18 protein-coding genes are annotated in these 19,797 nt (G+C 63.2%); 9 read left to right on the top strand and 9 right to left on the bottom strand.

Annotated features, from left to right (window positions below; all coding sequences use genetic code 11):
- Window positions 1-26 precede the first annotated feature (26 nt).
- The 5 genes from ACMGFL_RS03115 to ACMGFL_RS03095 form a co-directional block, all read right to left on the bottom strand.
- Entirely contained in the window at window positions 27-2,240 is a 2,214-nt protein-coding gene (locus ACMGFL_RS03115) for an ArnT family glycosyltransferase (protein ID WP_436934076.1), read from the bottom strand.
- A 42-nt stretch (window positions 2,241-2,282) separates the two neighbouring features.
- Window positions 2,283-3,455: an extracellular solute-binding protein gene (locus ACMGFL_RS03110; protein WP_436934075.1), complete on the bottom strand. Its 1,173-nt coding sequence runs from the start codon at window positions 3,453-3,455 to the stop codon at window positions 2,283-2,285.
- A gap of 38 nt (window positions 3,456-3,493) precedes the next feature.
- Window positions 3,494-4,669, bottom strand: coding sequence for an alpha-1 4-glucan-protein synthase (locus ACMGFL_RS03105; RefSeq protein WP_436934074.1), 1,176 nt, complete (start codon window positions 4,667-4,669; stop codon window positions 3,494-3,496).
- 170 nt (window positions 4,670-4,839) lie between these two features.
- Complete coding sequence (locus ACMGFL_RS03100; protein ID WP_436934073.1) at window positions 4,840-4,989, bottom strand: 50S ribosomal protein L40e; 150 nt, start codon at window positions 4,987-4,989, stop codon at window positions 4,840-4,842.
- 86 nt (window positions 4,990-5,075) lie between these two features.
- Entirely contained in the window at window positions 5,076-5,576 is a 501-nt protein-coding gene (locus ACMGFL_RS03095) for a DUF367 family protein (RefSeq protein ID WP_436934072.1), read from the bottom strand.
- A 132-nt stretch (window positions 5,577-5,708) separates the two neighbouring features.
- On the opposite strand from ACMGFL_RS03095, the gene ACMGFL_RS03090 reads away from it, so the two are divergent.
- On the top strand, window positions 5,709-7,286 hold the full coding sequence (locus ACMGFL_RS03090) for a redoxin domain-containing protein (RefSeq protein ID WP_436934071.1): 1,578 nt from the start codon (window positions 5,709-5,711) through the stop codon (window positions 7,284-7,286).
- Entirely contained in the window at window positions 7,283-7,648 is a 366-nt protein-coding gene (locus tag ACMGFL_RS03085) for a nuclear transport factor 2 family protein (RefSeq protein ID WP_436934070.1), read from the top strand. Before ACMGFL_RS03090 ends, ACMGFL_RS03085 begins: the two co-directional genes overlap by 4 nt.
- Before the next feature lie 16 nt (window positions 7,649-7,664).
- On the opposite strand, the gene ACMGFL_RS03080 is transcribed toward ACMGFL_RS03085, so the two are convergent.
- A complete protein-coding gene (locus ACMGFL_RS03080) occupies window positions 7,665-8,117 on the bottom strand; it encodes a hypothetical protein (protein ID WP_436934069.1) in 453 nt (150 codons plus the stop codon).
- Between the two features lie 63 nt (window positions 8,118-8,180).
- Window positions 8,181-9,563, bottom strand: a complete 1,383-nt coding sequence (gene serS, locus ACMGFL_RS03075) for a serine--tRNA ligase (protein WP_436934068.1) — start codon at window positions 9,561-9,563, stop codon at window positions 8,181-8,183.
- Between the two features lie 163 nt (window positions 9,564-9,726).
- Here serS and ACMGFL_RS03070 point away from each other — a divergent pair, with 163 nt between their 5' ends.
- The gene (locus ACMGFL_RS03070; RefSeq protein ID WP_436934067.1) at window positions 9,727-10,638 is read left to right on the top strand and encodes an MBL fold metallo-hydrolase; all 912 of its coding nucleotides are present in this window, start codon (window positions 9,727-9,729) and stop codon (window positions 10,636-10,638) included.
- Window positions 10,639-10,664: 26 nt separating this feature from the next.
- Here the strand turns inward: ACMGFL_RS03070 and ACMGFL_RS03065 are convergent, their stop codons facing one another.
- Complete coding sequence (locus ACMGFL_RS03065) at window positions 10,665-11,102, bottom strand: PaaI family thioesterase (protein WP_436934066.1); 438 nt, start codon at window positions 11,100-11,102, stop codon at window positions 10,665-10,667.
- A gap of 123 nt (window positions 11,103-11,225) precedes the next feature.
- Here ACMGFL_RS03065 and ACMGFL_RS03060 point away from each other — a divergent pair, with 123 nt between their 5' ends.
- The 6 genes from ACMGFL_RS03060 (at window position 11,226) to ACMGFL_RS03035 (ending at window position 17,249) form a co-directional block, all read left to right on the top strand.
- Window positions 11,226-11,996 (top strand): creatininase family protein, encoded by a 771-nt coding sequence (locus ACMGFL_RS03060; RefSeq protein ID WP_436934065.1) that lies wholly within the window; start codon window positions 11,226-11,228, stop codon window positions 11,994-11,996.
- A 99-nt stretch (window positions 11,997-12,095) separates the two neighbouring features.
- Window positions 12,096-13,415, top strand: coding sequence for an ATP-binding protein (locus ACMGFL_RS03055; RefSeq protein WP_436934064.1), 1,320 nt, complete (start codon window positions 12,096-12,098; stop codon window positions 13,413-13,415).
- Entirely contained in the window at window positions 13,415-14,233 is an 819-nt protein-coding gene (locus ACMGFL_RS03050; RefSeq protein ID WP_436934063.1) for an MBL fold metallo-hydrolase, read from the top strand. Before ACMGFL_RS03055 ends, ACMGFL_RS03050 begins: the two co-directional genes overlap by 1 nt.
- Window positions 14,234-14,332: 99 nt before the next feature.
- Window positions 14,333-14,749 carry a cyclophilin-like fold protein gene (locus tag ACMGFL_RS03045; RefSeq protein ID WP_436934062.1) on the top strand — a complete coding sequence of 139 codons (417 nt, stop codon included), beginning with the start codon at window positions 14,333-14,335 and terminating at the stop codon, window positions 14,747-14,749.
- Window positions 14,746-15,243 (top strand): hypothetical protein, encoded by a 498-nt coding sequence (locus tag ACMGFL_RS03040; RefSeq protein ID WP_436934061.1) that lies wholly within the window; start codon window positions 14,746-14,748, stop codon window positions 15,241-15,243. Before ACMGFL_RS03045 ends, ACMGFL_RS03040 begins: the two co-directional genes overlap by 4 nt.
- 347 nt (window positions 15,244-15,590) lie before the next feature.
- Window positions 15,591-17,249: an MATE family efflux transporter gene (locus tag ACMGFL_RS03035; protein WP_436936408.1), complete on the top strand. Its 1,659-nt coding sequence runs from the start codon at window positions 15,591-15,593 to the stop codon at window positions 17,247-17,249.
- Window positions 17,250-17,293: 44 nt separating this feature from the next.
- Here ACMGFL_RS03035 and ACMGFL_RS03030 read toward each other — a convergent pair whose 3' ends face one another.
- Window positions 17,294-19,573, bottom strand: a complete 2,280-nt coding sequence (locus ACMGFL_RS03030; protein ID WP_436934060.1) for a PAS domain S-box protein — start codon at window positions 19,571-19,573, stop codon at window positions 17,294-17,296.
- Window positions 19,574-19,797 lie beyond the last annotated feature (224 nt).

The following is a 19,797-nucleotide window of genomic DNA, read 5'->3' as shown; positions in this document are numbered from 1 at the left end:
GCGCGCCAGCACTGTCGACAGAACGGTCAGTCGGCAGTCTCGATTGTGGTCTCGAAGACGACACCGTCGTAGTGCTGTTCGGGCCGGTCGGGAAGGTAGGTGCCCTCCCGCCCGCAGTCGTCGACGATGGGACAGACGGTCCGCTCGGGCGGCCAGACGGCCGCCACGCCCTCGTCGGTGCGTTGGACGGGATTCTCCTGCCGGTAGGTCAACGTGCCCGCACCGGACTGCACCAGCCGTACCGTGAGTATCACGTCGCCGACCGAGTCGATGACGACGTCGCCCTCGACGGGCGATCCGCCGACGGCATCGAGAGTGGCGTGGGTGCCGTTGAGCGACCACGCCACGGTGAGTCGGTCCGAGAGGTCGGAAACGGTGTGAGAGACGTGTCCGTTTTCGGTCTCGATCCGGACGACAGCGTGGCTCACGCGGTCGGGGATGCCGACGGTCGTGTCGGCATCGAGCGAGGGGGCCTCGTGGACAGTCAGGCGTTCGAGCCGCGGGATCACGTCGCGGCTGGCAGCCGCGGCCGTCCACTCACCGCGATAGGTGTACCGGTAGGGCGTTCGGTCAGGCGCGACGTCGAGCATCTCGAAGGTCTCGTCCACGCCCCGGTCCATGACGTAGACGGCATCTCCCTCGAAGTCAGCGTCGTTGCGGAGATACTGGAACGGGTGGTTCAACCACGGCCCGTACGGCGTCGGCACGAAGACGAGCGCGTCCTCGAACTCCTGTTCGTCGAAGGGTTCGTAGGCCCGCTCGTAGGTGTCCGTGTGGGCGGCGTTTCGCTCCATGGGGGCCGCGACAATCGCGACGTTGACCCCGCCGGTGACGAGCAGTAGCGCGAGCAAAACGGAGAGCGTCGCCGCTCGGCTCGGAGCCGAGTTCCGGAGCGTGTCCCCGAGTCGGCCGGACGGGACGACCCGGAGAAGCCGGTCGGTCGGGACGCTCCGCAGGAGGAAGACCGCCCCCGCAGCCCCGAAAATCGCAATCGGCGCGAGCAGATCGAAGTGATAGAAGGGGCCGAACTGACCGAGTAGCCCGTCCGCGGGGTCGCCGGGCGTGGCGAGGATGTTGAAGTTCCCCCAGAAGAAGAGGTTCCCCAGCGGAACGCTGACAAACAGGGCCGCAAGCAGTGCGCGACCCGTCCGGTCGCCCGGGAGTTGCCGTGCGCTGACGAGCGGAAGGCGGCCGGTGTGACGGAGGCTCACGAAGAGGCCCACGGCCGCGAGTGCGGTTCCGAGCACGCCCCCCGGCACCCATCGGGTCAGCAGATACCAGAGGACGTGGGCGTTCGATTCAACTGCGACGGAGAGCGTGTAGTCGATCGAGTGGTTGAGGATCCGGCGGTGACCGAGTCCGGGGCCATCCAGCGGTGCGAACGCCTCGTAGGGGAAGACGAACGGTGATCCCGTGAGGACGGCGTTGTACGCGAGCGTGAGCAGGACGAACACACCCCCGAGAAGCGCCGTCAGCGCCTGCCGAACGACCGGGTCGGGGAGGGTAACCGGCGCGTCTCTGGACAGCAGCCCAGCTGCTCGGATGGCGGCCGCGAGTTCCCAGCACGCGTGAACCAGAAAGGGAAGCGCAAACAGCACCGCCGTGTAGGGCCGCATCAGAAACGCAGTCCCGATCGCGAGTCCTGCAAGGAGGGCGCTGACGCGGCTGCCCGTTCGATAGCTGCGCAGATACGCGACGGCGAAAGCGAGGTTACAGAGCGTCGTCGGGGCGTAGGCGAGAAACACCGAGGTGGTGATAAGCGTCATCGGCGCGAAGGCGAACGCGGCGATAGCGACCACGCCAATCCTGCGGTCGAACAGCTGCGCACCGAGCACGTACACCAGCGCGGCGTTTCCGGCGGCGATGACGGCAAGTGTCACGCGCGGTTCGCCAAACAGCGCCATCGAAACGGCATAGAAGCCAGCCGGGAGCGGCTGGTACTTCGGGTAGTAGCTGTCGCCGCCGTCGACGAAAAACCAGGGCCTGACGGCGGAGCCGAACTCCCCAGGATACAGCTGCAACTGCCCGTGCAACAGCAGGTCGGCCTGCTGGAGATAGACCCCCTCGTCGTGGTTGACCGAGTGGTACGGGAAGACCTCGCTGGCGATGAGAAAGACGACGAGTCCGGCCAGCACGGCGATAGCTGTGGCGAGCAGACGCTCGCGTGGCTGTGCGAGCGGGCGAACCCTGGCGAGAACGGCTCCCCCAAGCGAGCGAACGCGCTCCAGCAGGCCAGTCACGCGCGAGTCTGATGGGCTGTCGGCGGTCACAGTTTGGACGGCTCAGATCTGTGCGCCAGCGTCGCGCATCAGGTCGATTGTCGGTTCGAGATCCGACAGCCGCGAGAGGTCGATATCCGGCACGTCGAGTTCGTCGATAGGTGGCAGGTCACCGACCGGTTCGACCTCGGGGATCAGCGGGTACTCGAAGGTCTCGACGGCGAAGTACTCCTGTGCCTCCGCGGAGAGCAGGTGGCGAACGAAGTTCTCGGCGAGTTCCGGGTTGTCGGCCTCGTCGACGACCGCCGCGCCTGCCACGTTGAAGACTGCACCGGCGTCGCCCTCGGTGAACGCAGTCGCAATCGATGCGTCGGGACTGCCGTCGAGCACACGCTGGATGTAGTAGTGGTTCGCGAACGCGGCATCGATCTCGCCGTCTGCGACCGCCTGAGACGCGGCGAACTCGTCGGGATACGCACGGATACCGCCCTCGACGACGTTCTCCACCCACTCTCTGGTTCGCTCACGCCCCTCGATCAGCCGCATCGCCGTCACGAAGGCCTGACAGGAGCCATACGACGGTGCCCAGCCCAGATCACCGTCGAAGTCCTCGAAGGCCATGATGTCCGAGGGGATATCCGACTCGCTGTAGACACTCGTGTTGTACGGCACTGTCCGCGCACGTCCCGAGGTCCCGACCCAGGTGTCGGTGTGGAACTCCTCGCGGACTGGTTCGAGGACCTCGTCCGAGAGTTCGCGAGTTCGGCCTGCGTCCGCCAGCGCACCGAGCGCACCGGCGTTGACCGAGTAAAAGACGTCCGCTGGCGTTCCCGAACCCTCGTTGATGATCGTGTTGACCAGATCCGTCGCGCCGCCGTACCGCGGTGTGAACTCGAAGTCGTCGTACACCGAGTCGAGGTAGTCGAGCAGTGTGCCGACCAGGAACTCGTTGCGACCCGAGTAGATGGTCAACTCACCTTCCAGGTCGGGGAGTTCCGCGATGGTCGTTCCACCCGGTGCGGATCGACCGGTCATCCCCGACCCGATCAGCCCCGGATCTGTCCCCTCGTCGTCGCTGGTGAACAGTCCGGTACAACCGGCGACAGCCACGGTGCCGAGCGCCGCCGACCCGGCGAGGAAACGACGCCGTGTCCGTGATCGCGTGCTCCGCTCCGCGTGCTCGTCCGTCCGCTCGATACGCCCGTGTTCGTTCGGTCCGTCGGTGTGCTGAGTCATATTTTAGGCTTGCCTAAAGAACGGTTATATGTGTCGATCTAGTCGTCCGCTGCGGCGGGGACGCGTTCGAGTTCAGCGAGCGCGTCCAGCCAGTCGTGCATGTGCTCACCCGTGTACCGGAGGAACTCCCCGTTCCGGTAGGCGTCGGGGTCGGCATCACAGAGCGCGTCCGCCATCGCCCGGTAGGCCTCGGTGTAGCTGGTTGCGCCCTCTCCCACGTCGTCGACGAGTTCCCAGACGTGCTCGTTGAGTTCCAGGCCAGCGACCTCGTTGTGCAGGTCGTCGAAGGTCGACCGCGGTGCCTTGTTGTGTTCACAGAGCGGCTGGCCGTTGTAGATCTGTTTGCCCAGCAGGTCGCAGGCGCGCTTGAGGAAGACGCCGCTCCAGATGTCGTCGAACCGTCCCACGGACCACTCGTTGTCGTCCATCGGCAACTGGTAGAAGGCGGGGATGACCTCCCGGCGGAAAGCGAGGTTCATCGAGCAGACCGTGAGATAGTTGCCGGGCGCGGCGACGAAATCGTCCGTGAAGTCGCTCGCCTCGGTGCGGGTCTGTGCCTGTCCCTGCAGGTCGCCGTCCATCAGAATGCGGACAGCGTCGAGGTCTGGGACGTTCGTCCACAGTCCCTGCGAGGCGACGACCTGTCCGCGGTCGAGCGTCGTCGTCTCGGTCTGGACCGTCTCGTCCATCGCCGAGTATGGGTAGCCCCGCGGATACAGGCCGTGTTCCTCGGCGTTCTGGTAGAGGACGTTCACCCAGTGGGTGTCCGAGGCGACCGACTCGACCTCGCCCTCGTAGGCGAGGTTGTCCATGTGGGTCCCGAAGAAGTCCGTCTCGTGTGGGAGCGTGTCGTCGTCGATGAAAAAGCCGTACTCGAACTCGGGGTTGTCCCACATGTACAGCAGTCCGAAACTGGTCTCGGCGTGGCTGGCCGCCGGGATCACGTGTCCGTACGACTCGATGTCTCGGTCGGCGTACCACTCCTCCCGACGCGTGCCGTCGAAGACAGCGCCGGACACGTCGAGATCGAGGAGCATTTTCCGCATGTTCTCGGTCTCGCAGAAGTCCTCTGTCACCAGCAGGAAGAACAGCCGCGAAGTGTCAAAGCCATGCTCGCGGGCGTTCTCGACGTAGGTGCGGATACAGTCGTACTCCCGGATCGTCGGCACGATCACACAGATATCCTGGTCTGAGTCGGTCGTGGTGTGTCGCATTATCAGCCCATATTTTAGGACGGCCTAAAAGAATGGCGATTCGGGCTCACAGCCGTCGCTACGAGGGAACAGCCTGCGACGGGGTGAATTCACAGAGACACGAAACGGCGGTGCGAGGGAATGGGAGAAGTAGAACTAACTGGCCTGCTGGCCGAACCGTCGCGACAGCCTCAGGCGCTTCGCGTTTCGCGTGCTTTCGGGCGGAGGTTGCCGTAGCCACACTTGCGACACTGGTCGGCGCGCTGTGGGTTCCGGGCGTTACACCGCATGCAGATCTGCTTCGTGAAGATGCGCTCTTCTGCTTTCTCGAACGTAGCCATACACCGTGGTTTGCCGCCAGGCGATTAATGGCTTCTGGTTTGGCCGAGCACAGATAATAACAGACACCGACACGGTTGGAGCAGTGTCAGGATTCCTCGGCCAGATAGTCGTCCTGCACGGCAAGCACCGCCGTCGAGTCGGCACAGTCGGCGTACCGTTCGAGCGGTTCGGCGTTCAGGTCCAGAAACGTCTCGCCCCAGCGCACCACCTCGAGGATTCGCTCGGCCTGGTCGCGCTCACCGAGGATCACCAGTGCCCCGGCGAGTGCCTCGATGGTAGTGAGTTGAAATGGCGTCCCGTAGTTAATGGGGTTCGCGGCGACAAGAAAGGGAAGTGATCGGTGGGTCCCGTGCAGGTCGAAAGCCTCGTCTCTGGCGGTTTCCCAGGAGCAATCGAGCGCGACAAGACGGTCGAAGTCCTCGCGGTCGGCGGGCGAGAGCGCCCTGTCGGCAAAGGGGTTGAGGACAATCCCGGCGGGCGTCTCCCGGGTCGAGTGGTGAAGAGCGGCGTGGTTGAACTTGTCGAGTCGGCGTGCCGTACACTTCTCGGGGTCGTCGTCGCCCTCGTAGCGGACGTGTAACTCCACGCCTGCTGTAGGCGAGCGAGCAATAAAAGGGCAGGTATCGACCCGGAATCCGGACCGATCCACTCGATGGCGTGTCGATTCGAGGTGAAAGGAGTCAGCACCATTAAGTGTCCGACCGTCGAATGCGAGATAATGATCGAGGAGGGGGAGCACGCACCGGGCTTCGAGTTGCCCGCAATCGTCGACGGCGAGCAGACGACGAAAGGCCTCGACGAGCATCTTGGTGATGGCGTGACCGTGCTCGCCTTCTATCCGGGCGATTTCAATCCGGCCTGCACTGACGAGACGACCGGGCTGGACGAACTCGACCTGTTTCAGATGCAAAAGGACGTCTCCGTGCTCGCCATCTCGACTGACAGCGTCTACAGCCACGCGGCCTTCGCAGCGAAGTACGACCTGCGAGTTCCGCTGCTGGCGGACGTGACAGGCGCAGTCGCGGCCGACTACGGCGTCGCAGTCGCGGACGAGCAGACCGGATACGGCACCCACCGCGCCGTGGTGGTCGTCGACCATACGGGGACCGTCGAGTACGCGTGGCACAGCGAAGACCCGACCGAATTGCCCCCGTCCGATGAGATCCGGGAGGCGGTCGAGGGCGTCGGGGGACGGGAGGTCGCGAGCGCACGGTATCGCATCGGGCATGCCCACTACATCGAGGGGCGGCGAGCCTTCACGAGTGCGATGAACGAGTTCGAGGCCCGTGAGTGGACGCTCGCACAGGGGGATTTCCAGCAGGCCGAATCGGAGTTCGAGACCGCAACAGACGAGTTCGACACGGCAGCCCGGTTCGCTGAGGACGAACGAGCGCGGACGTACTACGAGCGCGCGACCGAGAAGGCAAACGCACTCTGGCAGGCCGCGGAGTGGCTCGCTGACTCTGCGAGTTCCTTCGCGAGCGGCGAGGGAGCAGCGGGCGAGTCGATGCGAGCGGACGCCCGCACGCCGCTGGAAACCGCCCGCGAGATCCACGAACCCCCTGCGCCCGACGGATTCCCACCCGAAGAAGACCCCGCCGCTGTCGACGATGGGGGGTCGTTTCTCCCGGGTGAAGAGGAAGGCCCGCCAGCATCACTGGAGATGGATCTCGACGAGGAGCTAGCGTCGGCGGAAAGTGAGACCACCGCAAGACGGGAAGAGACCGACGCCCAGCCCGGATCGGCAAACGAGCAGGCAGACAAGACACATGCGGGACAGACAGAGACCAGCAAGCGGTCGGGAACGGGCGAGCACGCAGCGGAAACAGACCGTCCAGAGACGACGGAGCAGACAGATGAGACGGGAGATGCGACGGCCAACGGGAGTGCGGAGGCCAGCGAAGAGCCGGAGACAGAGATAGACGAAGAAGAGCTCGAAGAGATCACGGCCGAACTCGAAGAGCAAAGCGAGGAGATAGAACAGAGCAAGGAGCAGCAGTCCGAGACGGACGCACCGACGGACGGGGAGACTTCCGGGTCGCTGTCGGAGCAGAGTCCGGCGACGCTCGAACAAGCCGATAGCAGCGGTCCTGGGCTGGAAAGCTCGACGAACGACAGCGAGAACACACTCGAGCCGGAAGCATCGGAACCGCTCGACCTCTCGGATCCAGATGGCGAGAGACCGAATCCGAGTGACGAGAGAGCGGATCCACACGACGACGAGGAGCAAACTGAGACCGAACACGATAGACGCGAGCTATCATCGGACACGACGGAGGACGACGAAGACAAATGAACGGGGAACGATCGAGTGGCGACCCGACGACGCAGACAGAGCGGGCACGGGCGTACTACCGGGCGCTCGACGGGGACGACTACGAGTTGCTCGAACAGGTACTCACCGCGGACTTCGTTCACACGCGGCCCGACAGAACGATCAGCGGCCGTGACCGGTTCGTCCGATTCATGCGCGATGAGCGACCGATCGCGGAGACGACCCATCCAATCGACGCGGTCTACACGACTTCCGACCGAGACGAGGTCGCTGTGCGTGGCAGGCTTCTCGACCCAGAGGGGGACACGATAACGGCGTTTGTGGACGTGATTACCTTCGAGGGAAACAACATCTCCAAGATTCAGACCTTCGCAGACCGATAGCAGCCGAACCGACCAGTTAGCACGACGGCGTCTCGTCGAGTCCCTGTGCGTCACTGGTGACCGACACAGTGAGTCCCTCTGGTTCCTGAAACTCGATCCGGATGTAGTTGCACTTCTGTTCGTCCAAGTTGTCGAAGTCGTGTGGGATCCGGTTCATGTGGATCTCCTCGGGGGTCGAGTACAACAGCGTGTACTCGGCGGCCCCCTGAGGCCAGTCCATATCGCGCACGTCGAGTTGCTTCGCATCGAGCGAGACGTTTTCCTCGTACACGACCTCGTAGCCACGGTCCACATTTTCGTTTTCACGGCGGAGGCGCAACTGAATCCACTGTGTCTGGTCCGTATTGTTGAAAAACACGAGACCACCGAGGCGCGTCGCAGATTCAGAATCGAACGGCAGCACGTCGGTGCACCCGGCAGTGAGAGCGACACCGGCGAGCGCGAGATACTGTCGGCGCGTCCTGGTCATACTGACAGTTTATTTCGAAGACACGGATCGACCGGTAAAATAGATGGGGGATCTGACTGTCGACTACTCGCGCTTTCCCGCACCGACGGCCGACTCGCCGAGCGGTTCGTGACCCTCAATTTGCTCCTGTCCGTCGAGATACGGGCGAAGCGCTTCGGGGACGGTGACGGTGCCGTCCTCGTTCTGGTAGTATTCGAGGATGGCGACGACGACACGCGGCAGCGCGAGGCCGGAGGCGTTGAGCGTGTGGAGGTACTCGGCCGACTCGTGGCGCTCGGGCCGGTATCGAAGGCCGATCCGTCGGGCCTGAAACGTTTCGAAGTTGGATGCGCTCGACACTTCGAGCCACCGACCGCCGATGTCAGGGCCGTGTTCCATGTCGTCAGCGGGGGCCCACACCTCGATGTCGTAGGTGCGCGCGGAGGCGAAGGTCAGGTCGCCGCCACACAGCAACACGACACGGTAGGGGAGGCCGAGCCGGTCGAGCACTTCCGCTGCCTCGTCGACGAGTTCGTCGAGGCGCTCGTCGCTTCGATCCGGTTCGACGAAGTTGACGAGTTCGACCTTGTTGAACTGATGGACGCGTGCCAGCCCCCGCGTTTCGGTGCCGTGTTCGCCCGCCTCGCGCCGGAAGTTGGGGGTGTAGGCCTGATGTTTGACCGGCAGGTCGTCCGCGAGCAGGATGTCGTCTCTGTACATGTTGGTGACTGGCACCTCCGCCGTGGGACAGAGCCACAGGTCGTCGTCGTCGTAGTCCTCGTCGTTGCGGCCGCCGATGCGGTAGGCGTCCTCCGAGAACTTCGGCAGTTGGCTCGTCCCCGTCATCGACTGGCTGTTGACCGGAATCGGCGGGAAGACCTCGGTGTACTCCTGCTCACGGTGGGTATCGCGCATGAACTGAATGAGCGCGTGTTCGAGGCGTGCGCCGTCGCCTTTCAGGAAGTAGTAGCCGCCGCCAGCGACCTTCGCGCCGCGGTCGAAATCCAGAATGTCGAGTTGCTCGCCAAGGTCGTAGTGAGGGACGACCTCGTCGGGGAGCGTCCGCCGGTCGTCGAAGCCCGCACGCCGGATCTCCTCGTTGTCCTGTTCGTCCGCGCCGGGCGGCACGTCGTCCTGTGGGACGTTCGGGAGTTCGAGCATCCGCTCGTCGAGTTTTGCGTCGAGTTCGTCCGCGCGTGTTTCGATGTCTTCGAGTTCGTCTTTGAGTTCCTGCGAGCGCTGGATGGCGTCCTCGGCCTCCTCCTCTTTGCCCTCGCGTTTGAGTTCGCCGATTTTCGAGCTGATCTGGTTGCGTTCGTGTCGCAGGTCGTCACCGCGGGACTTCAGGTCGCGCCACTGTTCGTCGAGGTCGAGAATCTCGTCGAGGTCGACGTCGTCGACATCGCGCAACTGGAGCGCGTCCCGGACGGTATCCGGGTTCTCGCGCACGAACTGCCTGCTGAGCATACCGAGGGTTCGGCTGTCCGTGGCAAAACCGTGTCGTTTGCAACGCCCAGACGTTCAAGTGAACGCAGTCACATCACAGCGCATGGGGGATGACGGAACCGGTTCCCGATAGCACCACAACAGGCAGCGAACGCTTTTGCCCGGCGGGCCCCGGAAGACAGGTATGGCACGCGGCGACATCTACGAGGCGACCGCAGGCGAGAGCACCGATCTCTACTACGTCGACACGGAACTGTACGGCGTCGCGGAGTATGGCGGCGCCTACATCATCGACGACGACCGCCCGGCGATTGTCGACACAGGAATGGGAAGAAACTACGAACTGATCCTCGACGCGCTCGCGGAACTCGAAATTGCGCCAGAGGACCTTGCAGTGATCGCACCGACGCACGTCCACCTCGACCACGCGGGCGGCGCGGGCTATCTCACGGAGGCCTGTCCGAACGCCGACGTCTGTTGCTACGAGGCGGGCGCACGCTTTCTCATCGACCCGACGGGGCTGTGGGAGGGAACCAAGGCCGCGGTTGGCGACCAGATTGACTACTACGCGGAGCCGAAACCGATCCCCGACGACCGGATCGTCGAACTCGCTGACGGCGATAGGGTCGACCTGGGAACGCACGCGCTCGAAACCCACCACGCGCCAGGACACGCCTTCCATCAGGCGGTCTTCTACGACCCGGCGAACGACGGCGTCTTCACCGCCGATGCGGCAGGGCTGTACGTCGAGGGGATGGATCAGGTCCATCCGACCAGTCCGCCGTCAGACTTCGACCTGGAGGAGTGTCTGGCAGACGTCGAGATGCTCAAGGACCTGTCTCCGTCGGCGCTGTACTTCGGACACTTCGGGGATCATCCGACCGGCGACTTGCTGGACGAGTACGCGGCGGTGCTCACTGAGTGGGTCGACCGCATCGCCACGAAGCGGGCAGAACTCGAAGACGACGACGCGGTGATCGAGTACTTCGCCGACAACGCGACGGGCGCAGACGTGTGGGGCGAGTGGAAGGCGCGCGAGGAGGCGGAGTTGAACGTCAAGGGCGTACTGGCATATCTCGACGACCGTGAACAGTAAGCGGCGATAGTCGACGGGCGAGCGCGCTACGAGGTGGGGTCGTCTCTGTCGCCGATCTGCCACGGGTTGTCTTCGCTCTGCCCGCCAGACTTGTAGGTCCCGTGAGCGGTCGCGACGTGGGTGTCGTTGGCGTCGTGTACCTCGACCCGAACTGTCGCCAGACTCGACCCGAAGCGGAGGACGTCGGCGCTCGCGTACAGGTCGTCCGTCGCGGGCGCGAGATAGTCCATACGCATGTCAACAGTCGGGGAAACGTCCTCGGCGAGCGAGATGACCGCCGCGCCGCCGACGGTGTCTGCGAACGCGTAGGTCGCGCCGCCGTGAGCGACCTGTCCGTGGTTGCTCGACCGGAGTTCCTCGCGGAACGGCAGATGTCCCTCGGCGTGACCGTCCTCGGCCATCGTCACTTCGATGCCCAACAACTCGATAAACGGCGTCTGATTGAATATCTCAGCGATGTCCATACCGAGAGCAAATGGCTTGAACGGCTTAAGCCCGACACAATAGGGCAAAACAGATCAACTGAAAAGAAGGTGACGCGGCCGGAGACGGCGGGATTGATATGTCGTCGAACCCACCCACGAGGTATGTATCTCGGAGACATGGCGTGGCCAGATCTGGGCGAGTATCTCGACGACGAGTCGCTGGCACTGGTGCCGCTTGGCTCGACAGAGCAGCACGGGCCACATCTCCCAGAGGGGACAGACCACCTGATAGCGGAGGGGCTGGCACGCAAGGCCGCCGAGCGGACGGGCTATCTCTGTACGCCGACGGTCAACATCGGCGTCAGCCCGCATCACCGACAGTTCGACGGGACGATGTGGGTCGACGCACCCGTGTTTCGGGACTACGTCGAGTCGCTCACCCGCAATCTGTCGTATCACGGCATCGACCGGGTCGTCTACGTGAACGCACACGGCGGCAACGTCGACCACCTCCGTGAAGTCGGCCGTCGACTCCGCGACGAAGAAGTGATGTACGCAATCGAGTGGATGTGGGACGAGAGCATCCCGGATCTGGTCGACGACCTGTTCACGCACAACGGTCCACACGGCGGCCCGAAGGAGACGGCGATGATCCAACATCTCCACCCGGAACTCGTCCACGACGACCGACTGGAAGACGCCCGGGACGGCGGCCTCACCGACATCGACGCCGCGGAGACGAGAACACACGGGGCACGGACCTTCTACGACGCCATCGATAACACCGACAACGGCGTGCTGGGCGACCAGACGGACGCCACCGCCGAGAAAGGCGAAGAACTGTTCGAGGCCGCCACCGAGCAACTGATTCAACTCTGTGACTGGCTGGACGCGCAGGCGTTCGCGGATCTGATGCCCAAAGATCACGTGTAGCGACAGTTTCTCGCTCATGGCAGAAATCGCCAAAGGAGAGGGGTTATCTGCGGTCGAGTTCGATTCACTTATTGGCCTCCCCGAGAAATTTCTGTGGGAATGACCGATCCGGAACTCGCAGTCGTCGAATTCGTTCTGACTGTCGACCTCTACAACGAGAGCGACGACTTCGACAGGGACGACCTGCCGCCAGCGTACCGCACACCCTTCTGGAGCGATGGTCGCATCGAGCGCCCGCTGCAACCGACCGAGAACGCCGCCCGCGAGGCGACCGGTGTCGAGCGCCCGTGGGAGGCGATTTCGGGGCTCATGTTCACCGACCACGACGACTTCTCCGGGACGCTCTCCTTCACCGATCGGGAGATGGCAGAGAAGTGGTATCACGATCAGACCGATCCGGAGCGACTCGGGGGCAATCCCGTACTCGCCGCCACGCTGGGGGAGGAATTCGAGGTCGACTACGAACTCGCACGGGAGCGAAACCGGCCAGCGCGAGCAGACCGGGCGTTCATCGACGCCCTGCTCGAAGAGTACTTCGACGAAGACGAGAAGGAGGAGATGCTCGACCTCGTCGACGTGCGCGCCCCCGAGGAAATCGAGATGACGCTCGACGATATCGTCCTGACCGAGCAACAGGAAGGGGAGATCCAGAAGATCGTCAAAGCGATCGAACACCGCGAGTATCTCGCCGAGATCGGCCTGCGCGAGATCGGAAAGCTGCTCTTCGTCGGCCCGCCGGGAACCGGCAAAACGTCGGTCGCACGTGCGCTCGCACAGAAACTCGGCCTGCCCTTTGTCGAGGTCAAGCTGTCGATGATCACCAGTCAGTATCTGGGCGAAACCGCGAAAAACGTCGAGAAGACCTTCGAGGTCGCGAAGCGACTCGCCCCCTGTATTCTCTTCATCGACGAGTTCGACTTCGTGGCGAAGACGCGAGCGAGCGACGAACACGCCGCCATCAAACGCGCGGTCAACACCCTGCTCAAGAGCATCGACGAGGTGAGTCTCATCCAGGACGAGGTGTTGTTGATCGGCGCGACCAATCACCCCGACCAACTCGACGCGGCGGCGTGGCGGCGCTTCGACGAGATTGTCAACTTCCCCAAGCCGGACGCGGGGATGCGCGCGGAGATTCTCGAAGTGGTCACCCGCCAGATGGAGATCGCCGACTTCTCGCCGACTGAGGTGGCCGATATCACCGAAGGACTCACGGGGAGTGACCTGCGACTCGTCTTGCGCGAGGCAGTTCTGGAGGCGCTGACCGAGGAGCGAACCACGCTCACCCAGCAGGACCTAGTCGACGCCGTCGAGGAGTTCGAGGAACGGGACACCCTGAAGAACCTCGATATGATGGACGGCGACGGGGACGCACTCATCGCTGGCGACGGTCTCGACGGGCACGACCACAGCCACGACTGATGCGGGTGACACTCCTCGGGACGGGCGACACGACGGGGACGCCCACCGTCGGCTGTGACTGTGACACCTGCGAGCGGGCCCGCGAACTGGACGTGGAGCGAACCCGGTTTTCCGTCCACGTCGAAAACGAGCGAACCGGCGAGTCCCTGCTCGTCGATTTCAGTCCCGACTTCCGCCACCAGTTTCTCCGCGAGTCCGTTCCCCTGCCGGACGCGGGCATCGTCACGCACATCCACTTCGACCATCTCGATGGACTCGGCAACTGCTATCGCCTGATCGACAGTCTGGACGTGTACGCGGCGGATGAAGTGGATCCAATAACTGGAGCAAGCGTCGCCGAGACTGTCGCCGAAGACTACGCGTATCTCGACCAGGTGACGGCACGCCCCCAGTCACCGCTGGAACCGTTCGATGCCTGTGGGTTCACGGTTCGACTCGTCCCTGTCGAGCATCCGCCGCTTCTGTGCTATGGACTCACGGTCGAAAACGAGGCGGGCGCGAAGCTCTCGATCACCGGCGATACGAGTTACGGGATCCCGGAACGCTCACGCGAGGCGCTCGCCGACCCGGACCTGTTGCTCGCAGACGCTATTGTTCCGGCACGACTCTGTGAGAGACACCCCAAAGGCGGCGACCACGTTCACGGCGGCGTCCCCTACACCTTCGGGACGAAACACATGACCCGCGAGGGAGCGCTCGCACTCGCGGACGAACTCGACGCCGACCGGACGCGACTGGTCCATCTCGCGCACTTCTACGACGCGGACGAGGCCTTCGCGGAACCGCTCGCGGTCGATGGCGAGCAGTTCGTGGTCTGAATGCGGTCATCGAACAAATCCCGTGTCCGTCGCAGGCTAGATGCAGTGAGTAATGTACCGCTGAGGAACACTTATACAGCGCGGGTGTGAGCGGTTCGCATGGGACGAACAGTCACCATGCGGATCGGCGACCAGACGGGAACCGTGACGCTGTTCGAGGAGGACGCACCCGAAACCACCGAGGCATTCTGGGACCTGCTCCCGTACTCGCACGCACCGATAATCCCGGGCTGGTACGTCAACGAGATCGGCATCTCCACGCCGCGGATCACCGAAGCGACCGAAAACACCACCACGGATCTCGAACGAGGCAATCTTGCCTACTGGCCCACAGGACCCGCAGTCGTCTACTATCCGGATACGGTGACCGAATACGCACCCGTCGGGGTGATCGGAACCGTCACCGAGAACGTCGAGGGGATAACGAGAAACGCACACCGAGTGCAGTTCGAGACGAACGCCGGAACCGGCTACGAACCAGCGATGGAGATAGCCTTCGAGCGAGGTGAGCCATGACGGCCGTCGACCAGTTCGTCGACACGCTCGACGACGAGGTCGAACGGATCCGCGCCGGCGAAGCCGAGGATATCGAACGCGTCAAGCACAAGCGCCCGCCGAACGGGAATCGACTCGTCGTCATGGTCGGGGCAGTCGTCGAGACCAGAACGACGCATCGTGACACGCTATTCGTCCGCGAGTTGCTGACGGCGGACCAGTACGACCTCGATCTGTCCGCGGTGAAACCGATCGCAGTCAGCCGGTTCGAGGGGCAGATAAGCACCTACAGAAACCGATTCGACCTCACCCGAACCGCCGAGTTGCTGGAGGAACTCGTCGAGATGGTGCCCGACATCGACAGCGACGAGGCGTTTCTCTCGGTGATGAAGGCGACGCAGGTCTACATCCAGTTTCTTCGGGGACACTTCTACTCGCAGGTCCCGTGGCACGACCTGTCAGTGACCTACGAGGGTCGGATGGTCGTCGACGAACTGTACGAGACAAAGCGATAGGACCAGAGCAGGACGCGCTTCTGTACCGGCACAACTCATACTGTCGGCTGTACCATCTCGAAAATAATTCGCCACCCCGGGTGGCGAATATTGGTACGCACTTACAGCCGACAGTATCAGATGCGAGTACACGCAGGACGATATCAGAACGTTGAGTAGCCTCCGCCCTGTCAGCATACATAGTGGTAGACGAGTCAGTCCCTACTGACGCCTTCCCTCCAGACGACGCGCAGGCGGCCGATGCGGGCGACGAGACACAGACGACCGAGTCGGCTGGCAGAGAAGGCGAGCGCGACCAGTCGGTAGCTCAACCCGTAGAGAGCGACGGCTCCGGGTCAAGCGACGGGATGGACGGCACCAACTCGCCCGATGAGAGCGGTTCGTCGGACGGTGACGATCCGTCAGCAAGTGGTGGCGGTCCGAGCGGTGCCGATCCACCGGGCGATGGTGATCCGCCGGACAACAGTGGTCCACCGGGAGACGGTGATCCACCAAGCGGTGACGGTCCGCCGGGCGACGACCCCGACGAGTCGATAACCGAGGGGAGTCTCATCCGGCCGCTCTATCAGCTCGCCTGGCCCATCGTCGTCATCCAGCTGTTGCAGGTCACCTACAACATCGTCGACACGCTGTATCTCGGTCGGCTCTCGGCGGATGCCGTCGGTGCGCTGAGCCTCGCCTTTCCGCTGATCTTTCTGTTGATCGCGGTCGCGGGTGGGTTCACGAGCGCGGGGGCCATTCTGGTCGCCCAGTTCACCGGCGCGAAGGGCGACCGCTCGGCCGGGCTCGTGGCCGGACAGACCGTGATGGTCGTGGGCGTCCTCTCGATTGTGCTCGGGGTCGCTGGCTACTTCTACACCGGTCCAGCACTGGATCTGCTCCCCAGCGACGCCGAGACGGCCGCAGAGGTCGTTCCGCTCGCCGCCGACTACATGGAGGTCATCTTCCTCGGCCTGCCGCTCATGTTCGGCTTTTTCGTCTTCACTGCCCTCATGCGCGGCTACGGTGACACCCGGACACCGATGTTCATCATGGTGGTCTCGGTCGCGGCGAACATCCTGCTCGACCCGTTCTTTATTTTCGGGTTCGAGAACAACCCGCTGTTCACCTGGCTCGGGCTGGGCGGACTCGAAGCGTCCTTGCACGCCACGACTGGCTTCAGCGGCATCGGCATCGAGGGGGCCGCGCTCGCGACGATTCTGTCGCGGGGAATCGCGACCGGGATCGGCATGTTTCTGCTCTTCGGAACGGGGATCGGCCCGGCCGTCCAGTTGCACCACCTCAAGCCCGACTTCGGGTTCATCGAGGACATCATCCGGCTCGGCACGCCGACGATGATCGAACAGTCGACGAGCGCGCTGGCGATGGTCACGCTGACTGCCATCGTCGTCACCTTCTCCCCGCCAGTGGTGGCGGCCTACGGCCTCGGCAACCGGATCATCTCGGTCGTCTTCCTGCCCGCGATGGGCGTCGGACGCGCAATCGACACGATGGTCGGGCAGAACCTCGGGGCCGAGCGCGCGGACCGGGCTGAGCGGTCCGTCTGGCTGGCCGTCTCGACAGTCACCGGCGTGATGTTACTCGTTGGCGTGATTGCGGTGACCTTCGCCGAACCCATCGTGAGCGTCTTCCTCGGTGAGGTCGAGAACGCACCGGCAACCATCGCGCACGGCGTCGAGTACCTGCGGGTTCGCTCCGTCGAGTTCGCCTTCATCGGCGTCACGCAGGTGATGCTCGGGGCCTTCCGTGGCGCGGGCAACACGAAGACGGCGATGTTCATCTCGATCATCACGCTGTGGGTCGGCCGCGTGGGGACGATGAGCCTGCTTATCTTCGGCCTCGGCTGGGGCGCGTCCGGTATCTGGGTCGGCATGGCCATCGGGAACATCGTCGGTGCAATCCTCGGCGTCCTGTGGTTTCTCCGAGGCACGTGGAAGGAACGATACATCGAAGAGGAACAGATCGAGAGCGTGGTCGGAGAGCAGATGTCAAGCGGGGACGATTGAGACATCAGCGGTTGATCGACCGAACGCCGTCAGAACCCCGACTGCTACTCAGAACTCGTATTGATCGCTGCAGTTCGGTAGTCGGGGACCGCGTCCTCGTCTGCCGCCGGGAAGCGAACTGTGACCGTCGTTCCGTCGTCGACTGTGGCTTCGACGTCACCACCGAGGCCGCTCACGATCCAGTTGACCAGCCAGAGACCAAGTCCCGAACTGTGTTCCAGCGGCGTCTCGTGCCCGGATTCCAGCGCCGTGCGTTCCACCTCGGGAAGCCCCGGTCCGCGGTCCCGGACGCGGACTTCGACGTCGTCTTCGTCTGTCGTCGCCACCTGATACGTGACCGTCGACGAGTCGCCGTGTTTCGCTGCGTTCTCGCCGAGTTCCTGGAGTGCCAACCGCACTCGTTCCGTTGCCATCACCCGCTTGCAGCCAGCAGCCTCGACGCGGAACTCGACGGCGGGGTACTCGTTTCGCAAGCCGGTCACGACCGCCCGGACGTCGTCGCAGATATCGCGCGGCGCAAGTGGCTCGGCGTCCCGAATCGCCGTCTCGAACTTCCGGGCCTTCTGACTCAGCTCGGCAAGACTCATCGCTGTTTGCTCGATCCGTCTGGCCATCTCTGCGATCTCGCCGTCGGTTCGGTTCGCGATCACCGCTGCGTAGCCCTTGACTGCAGTCATGTCGTTGCGGATATTGTGCCGGAGGACCCGGTCTAACACCTCGATGAGTCGGTCTTGGCGCTTTTTGGCCGTGACGTCCTCTTGAATCCCGACGTAATGTTCTACGATGTCTGAGTCTTCACCCGTCACCGGCGCAATCGTCAGTTTGTTCCAGAACGGCGTGCCATCCGAGCGGTAATTAAGGAGTTCTGTCTGAATGGGGGCATCTTCCTCGATAGCAGCACGGATGTCGGCCACTTTCGCTTCGTCAGTCTCCTCGCCTTGCAGGAAGCGACAGTTGTTGCCCAAAACACGCTCTCGGGGGTATCCCGTCAGCTTGGTGAACCCCTCGTTCGCGTACACGATCGGCATGTTAGGCCGATCTGCATCCGCGATAGTGATCCCGATAGTCGATGCTTCGAGCGCTTTGCTCTTGATGTAGAGGTCGCGCTCGCGCTCTTTCCGCTCAGTGATGTCCTGAATGACGCCTCGCAACGCGATCAGTTCCCCGTCATCGTACACCGGACGACCGATCGTATGCACCCATCGAACCGCTCCATCAGCGGTCACGATTCGGAGTTCCAGGTCGTATTCGTCCCCTTCATCTCGCAACTGCTGGAACGCATCGGTTATCAGCGGCCGGTCTTCGGGGTGGAACAATTCCATCGCTTCGTCCATCGTTGGCTCGTAATCGAGCGGCAGGTCGTGAATGCGGTACACCTCGTCGCTCCACCGGAGCGTCTCCGCCTCGAGGTCGACCTCCCACCCGCCGAGATTGCCGACTTCCTGGGTTTGCTGGAGAAATTCGCTCGTTCGTTTCAGCGTCTGCTCCCGCTCGCGACGGGCAGACACGTCCCGAACGATCCCCTGGACGAGTGTCTGGCCGTTCACGGTGAACCTGTTCAGACTCATCTCGACGGGCACGTTCGACCCGTCGGCACATCTGAGATACAGCGGTGTGCCGTCGTCGAACCGATCGATTGGTGACTCGTCGAAGCCGCTATCGAACAGGGCTGCGTACTGGTCGCGGTTCTCCGCTGGATGCATTTCGAGTACCGGCATCCCGCACAACTCGTCTTCGGGATAGCCCGTCAGGTCTGTCGACTTCTCGTTCACTTCGATAATCGTGGCCGTGTCAGCGTCGGCGACGAACACCGCGTCAGGTGCCAGTCGCAGGAGCGCTTCGTATTTTTCCGCTGAACGTTCCTGGGCTTGCTCCGTGCGGGTGAGTTTGGCTTCGTACTCGTTCGCTTCGAGTTCGCGGCCGAGGAGACGCGCCACCAGTTCGACAAACGCCTGCTCCTCGTTGGTGAACTCGGTCGGACGTGCGTCCGTCGACAGAAAGCAGACAGTCCCGTAGATATCGCCCCGAACGAAGATGGTCGTCCCGAGGTAGCAGTCGAAGCCGTGTTCCCTGTAGGCGGGGTCGTCTTCCCAGCCCTCTTCGGGGGCGTTCGAGAGGGCAATCGGTGAATCTGCTTCGACAGTGCGTCGACAGTACGTGGTCGCACGGTCGAGCGTGGTGCCCTCGGGGAGGATATCGGGATTGTCGCCAACGCTGGCGACGACGGCATCCGTCTCGCCCTCGTTTCGGCGCTGAATGTGACCGTTTTCGACATTCAGAAACTCGATACCCAGCGAGAGCGCACGCCGCTGCTTCTCGGCCACAGATAACGTCGGGTCCTCCATCGCTTCGTAGAGACGATGGCGAATTGTGTCCTCAGTTCTCCCTGTCAACAATAACACCTGTGTATGTAGAGTAGGTATCGAAGTATATCCATTCTGGCATCGAAGATATCGACGAGACGCCCGTGAAGTGTCAAGATCAGATACGAACAGCGGCCCACGGCGCGTTTGGCGGAGGTTTATCCGTGATCGGGAACCATCGGCTG

Source organism: Halovenus marina, assembly GCF_051414115.1.
GTDB classification, from domain to species: Archaea; Halobacteriota; Halobacteria; order Halobacteriales; family Haloarculaceae; genus Halovenus; species Halovenus marina.
Note: the sequence above shows the minus strand (reverse complement) of the source record. Positions and strands in the feature narration are given on the sequence as shown.

Bases quoted from the DNA above. Each gene is read 5' to 3' on its own strand.
- ACMGFL_RS03110 (WP_436934075.1), bottom strand. From the start codon at position 3,455: ATGACTCAGCACACCGACGGACCGAACGAACACGGGCGTATCGAGCGG.
- ACMGFL_RS03105 (WP_436934074.1), bottom strand. From the start codon at position 4,669: ATGCGACACACCACGACCGACTCAGACCAGGATATCTGTGTGATCGTG.
- ACMGFL_RS03100 (WP_436934073.1), bottom strand. From the start codon at position 4,989: ATGGCTACGTTCGAGAAAGCAGAAGAGCGCATCTTCACGAAGCAGATC.
- ACMGFL_RS03090 (WP_436934071.1), top strand. From the start codon at position 5,709: ATGATCGAGGAGGGGGAGCACGCACCGGGCTTCGAGTTGCCCGCAATC.
- ACMGFL_RS03085 (WP_436934070.1), top strand. From the start codon at position 7,283: ATGAACGGGGAACGATCGAGTGGCGACCCGACGACGCAGACAGAGCGG.
- ACMGFL_RS03080 (WP_436934069.1), bottom strand. From the start codon at position 8,117: ATGACCAGGACGCGCCGACAGTATCTCGCGCTCGCCGGTGTCGCTCTC.
- serS (WP_436934068.1), bottom strand. From the start codon at position 9,563: ATGCTCAGCAGGCAGTTCGTGCGCGAGAACCCGGATACCGTCCGGGAC.
- ACMGFL_RS03070 (WP_436934067.1), top strand. From the start codon at position 9,727: ATGGCACGCGGCGACATCTACGAGGCGACCGCAGGCGAGAGCACCGAT.
- ACMGFL_RS03065 (WP_436934066.1), bottom strand. From the start codon at position 11,102: ATGGACATCGCTGAGATATTCAATCAGACGCCGTTTATCGAGTTGTTG.
- ACMGFL_RS03060 (WP_436934065.1), top strand. From the start codon at position 11,226: ATGTATCTCGGAGACATGGCGTGGCCAGATCTGGGCGAGTATCTCGAC.
- ACMGFL_RS03055 (WP_436934064.1), top strand. From the start codon at position 12,096: ATGACCGATCCGGAACTCGCAGTCGTCGAATTCGTTCTGACTGTCGAC.
- ACMGFL_RS03050 (WP_436934063.1), top strand. From the start codon at position 13,415: ATGCGGGTGACACTCCTCGGGACGGGCGACACGACGGGGACGCCCACC.
- ACMGFL_RS03045 (WP_436934062.1), top strand. From the start codon at position 14,333: ATGGGACGAACAGTCACCATGCGGATCGGCGACCAGACGGGAACCGTG.
- ACMGFL_RS03040 (WP_436934061.1), top strand. From the start codon at position 14,746: ATGACGGCCGTCGACCAGTTCGTCGACACGCTCGACGACGAGGTCGAA.
- ACMGFL_RS03035 (WP_436936408.1), top strand. From the start codon at position 15,591: ATGGACGGCACCAACTCGCCCGATGAGAGCGGTTCGTCGGACGGTGAC.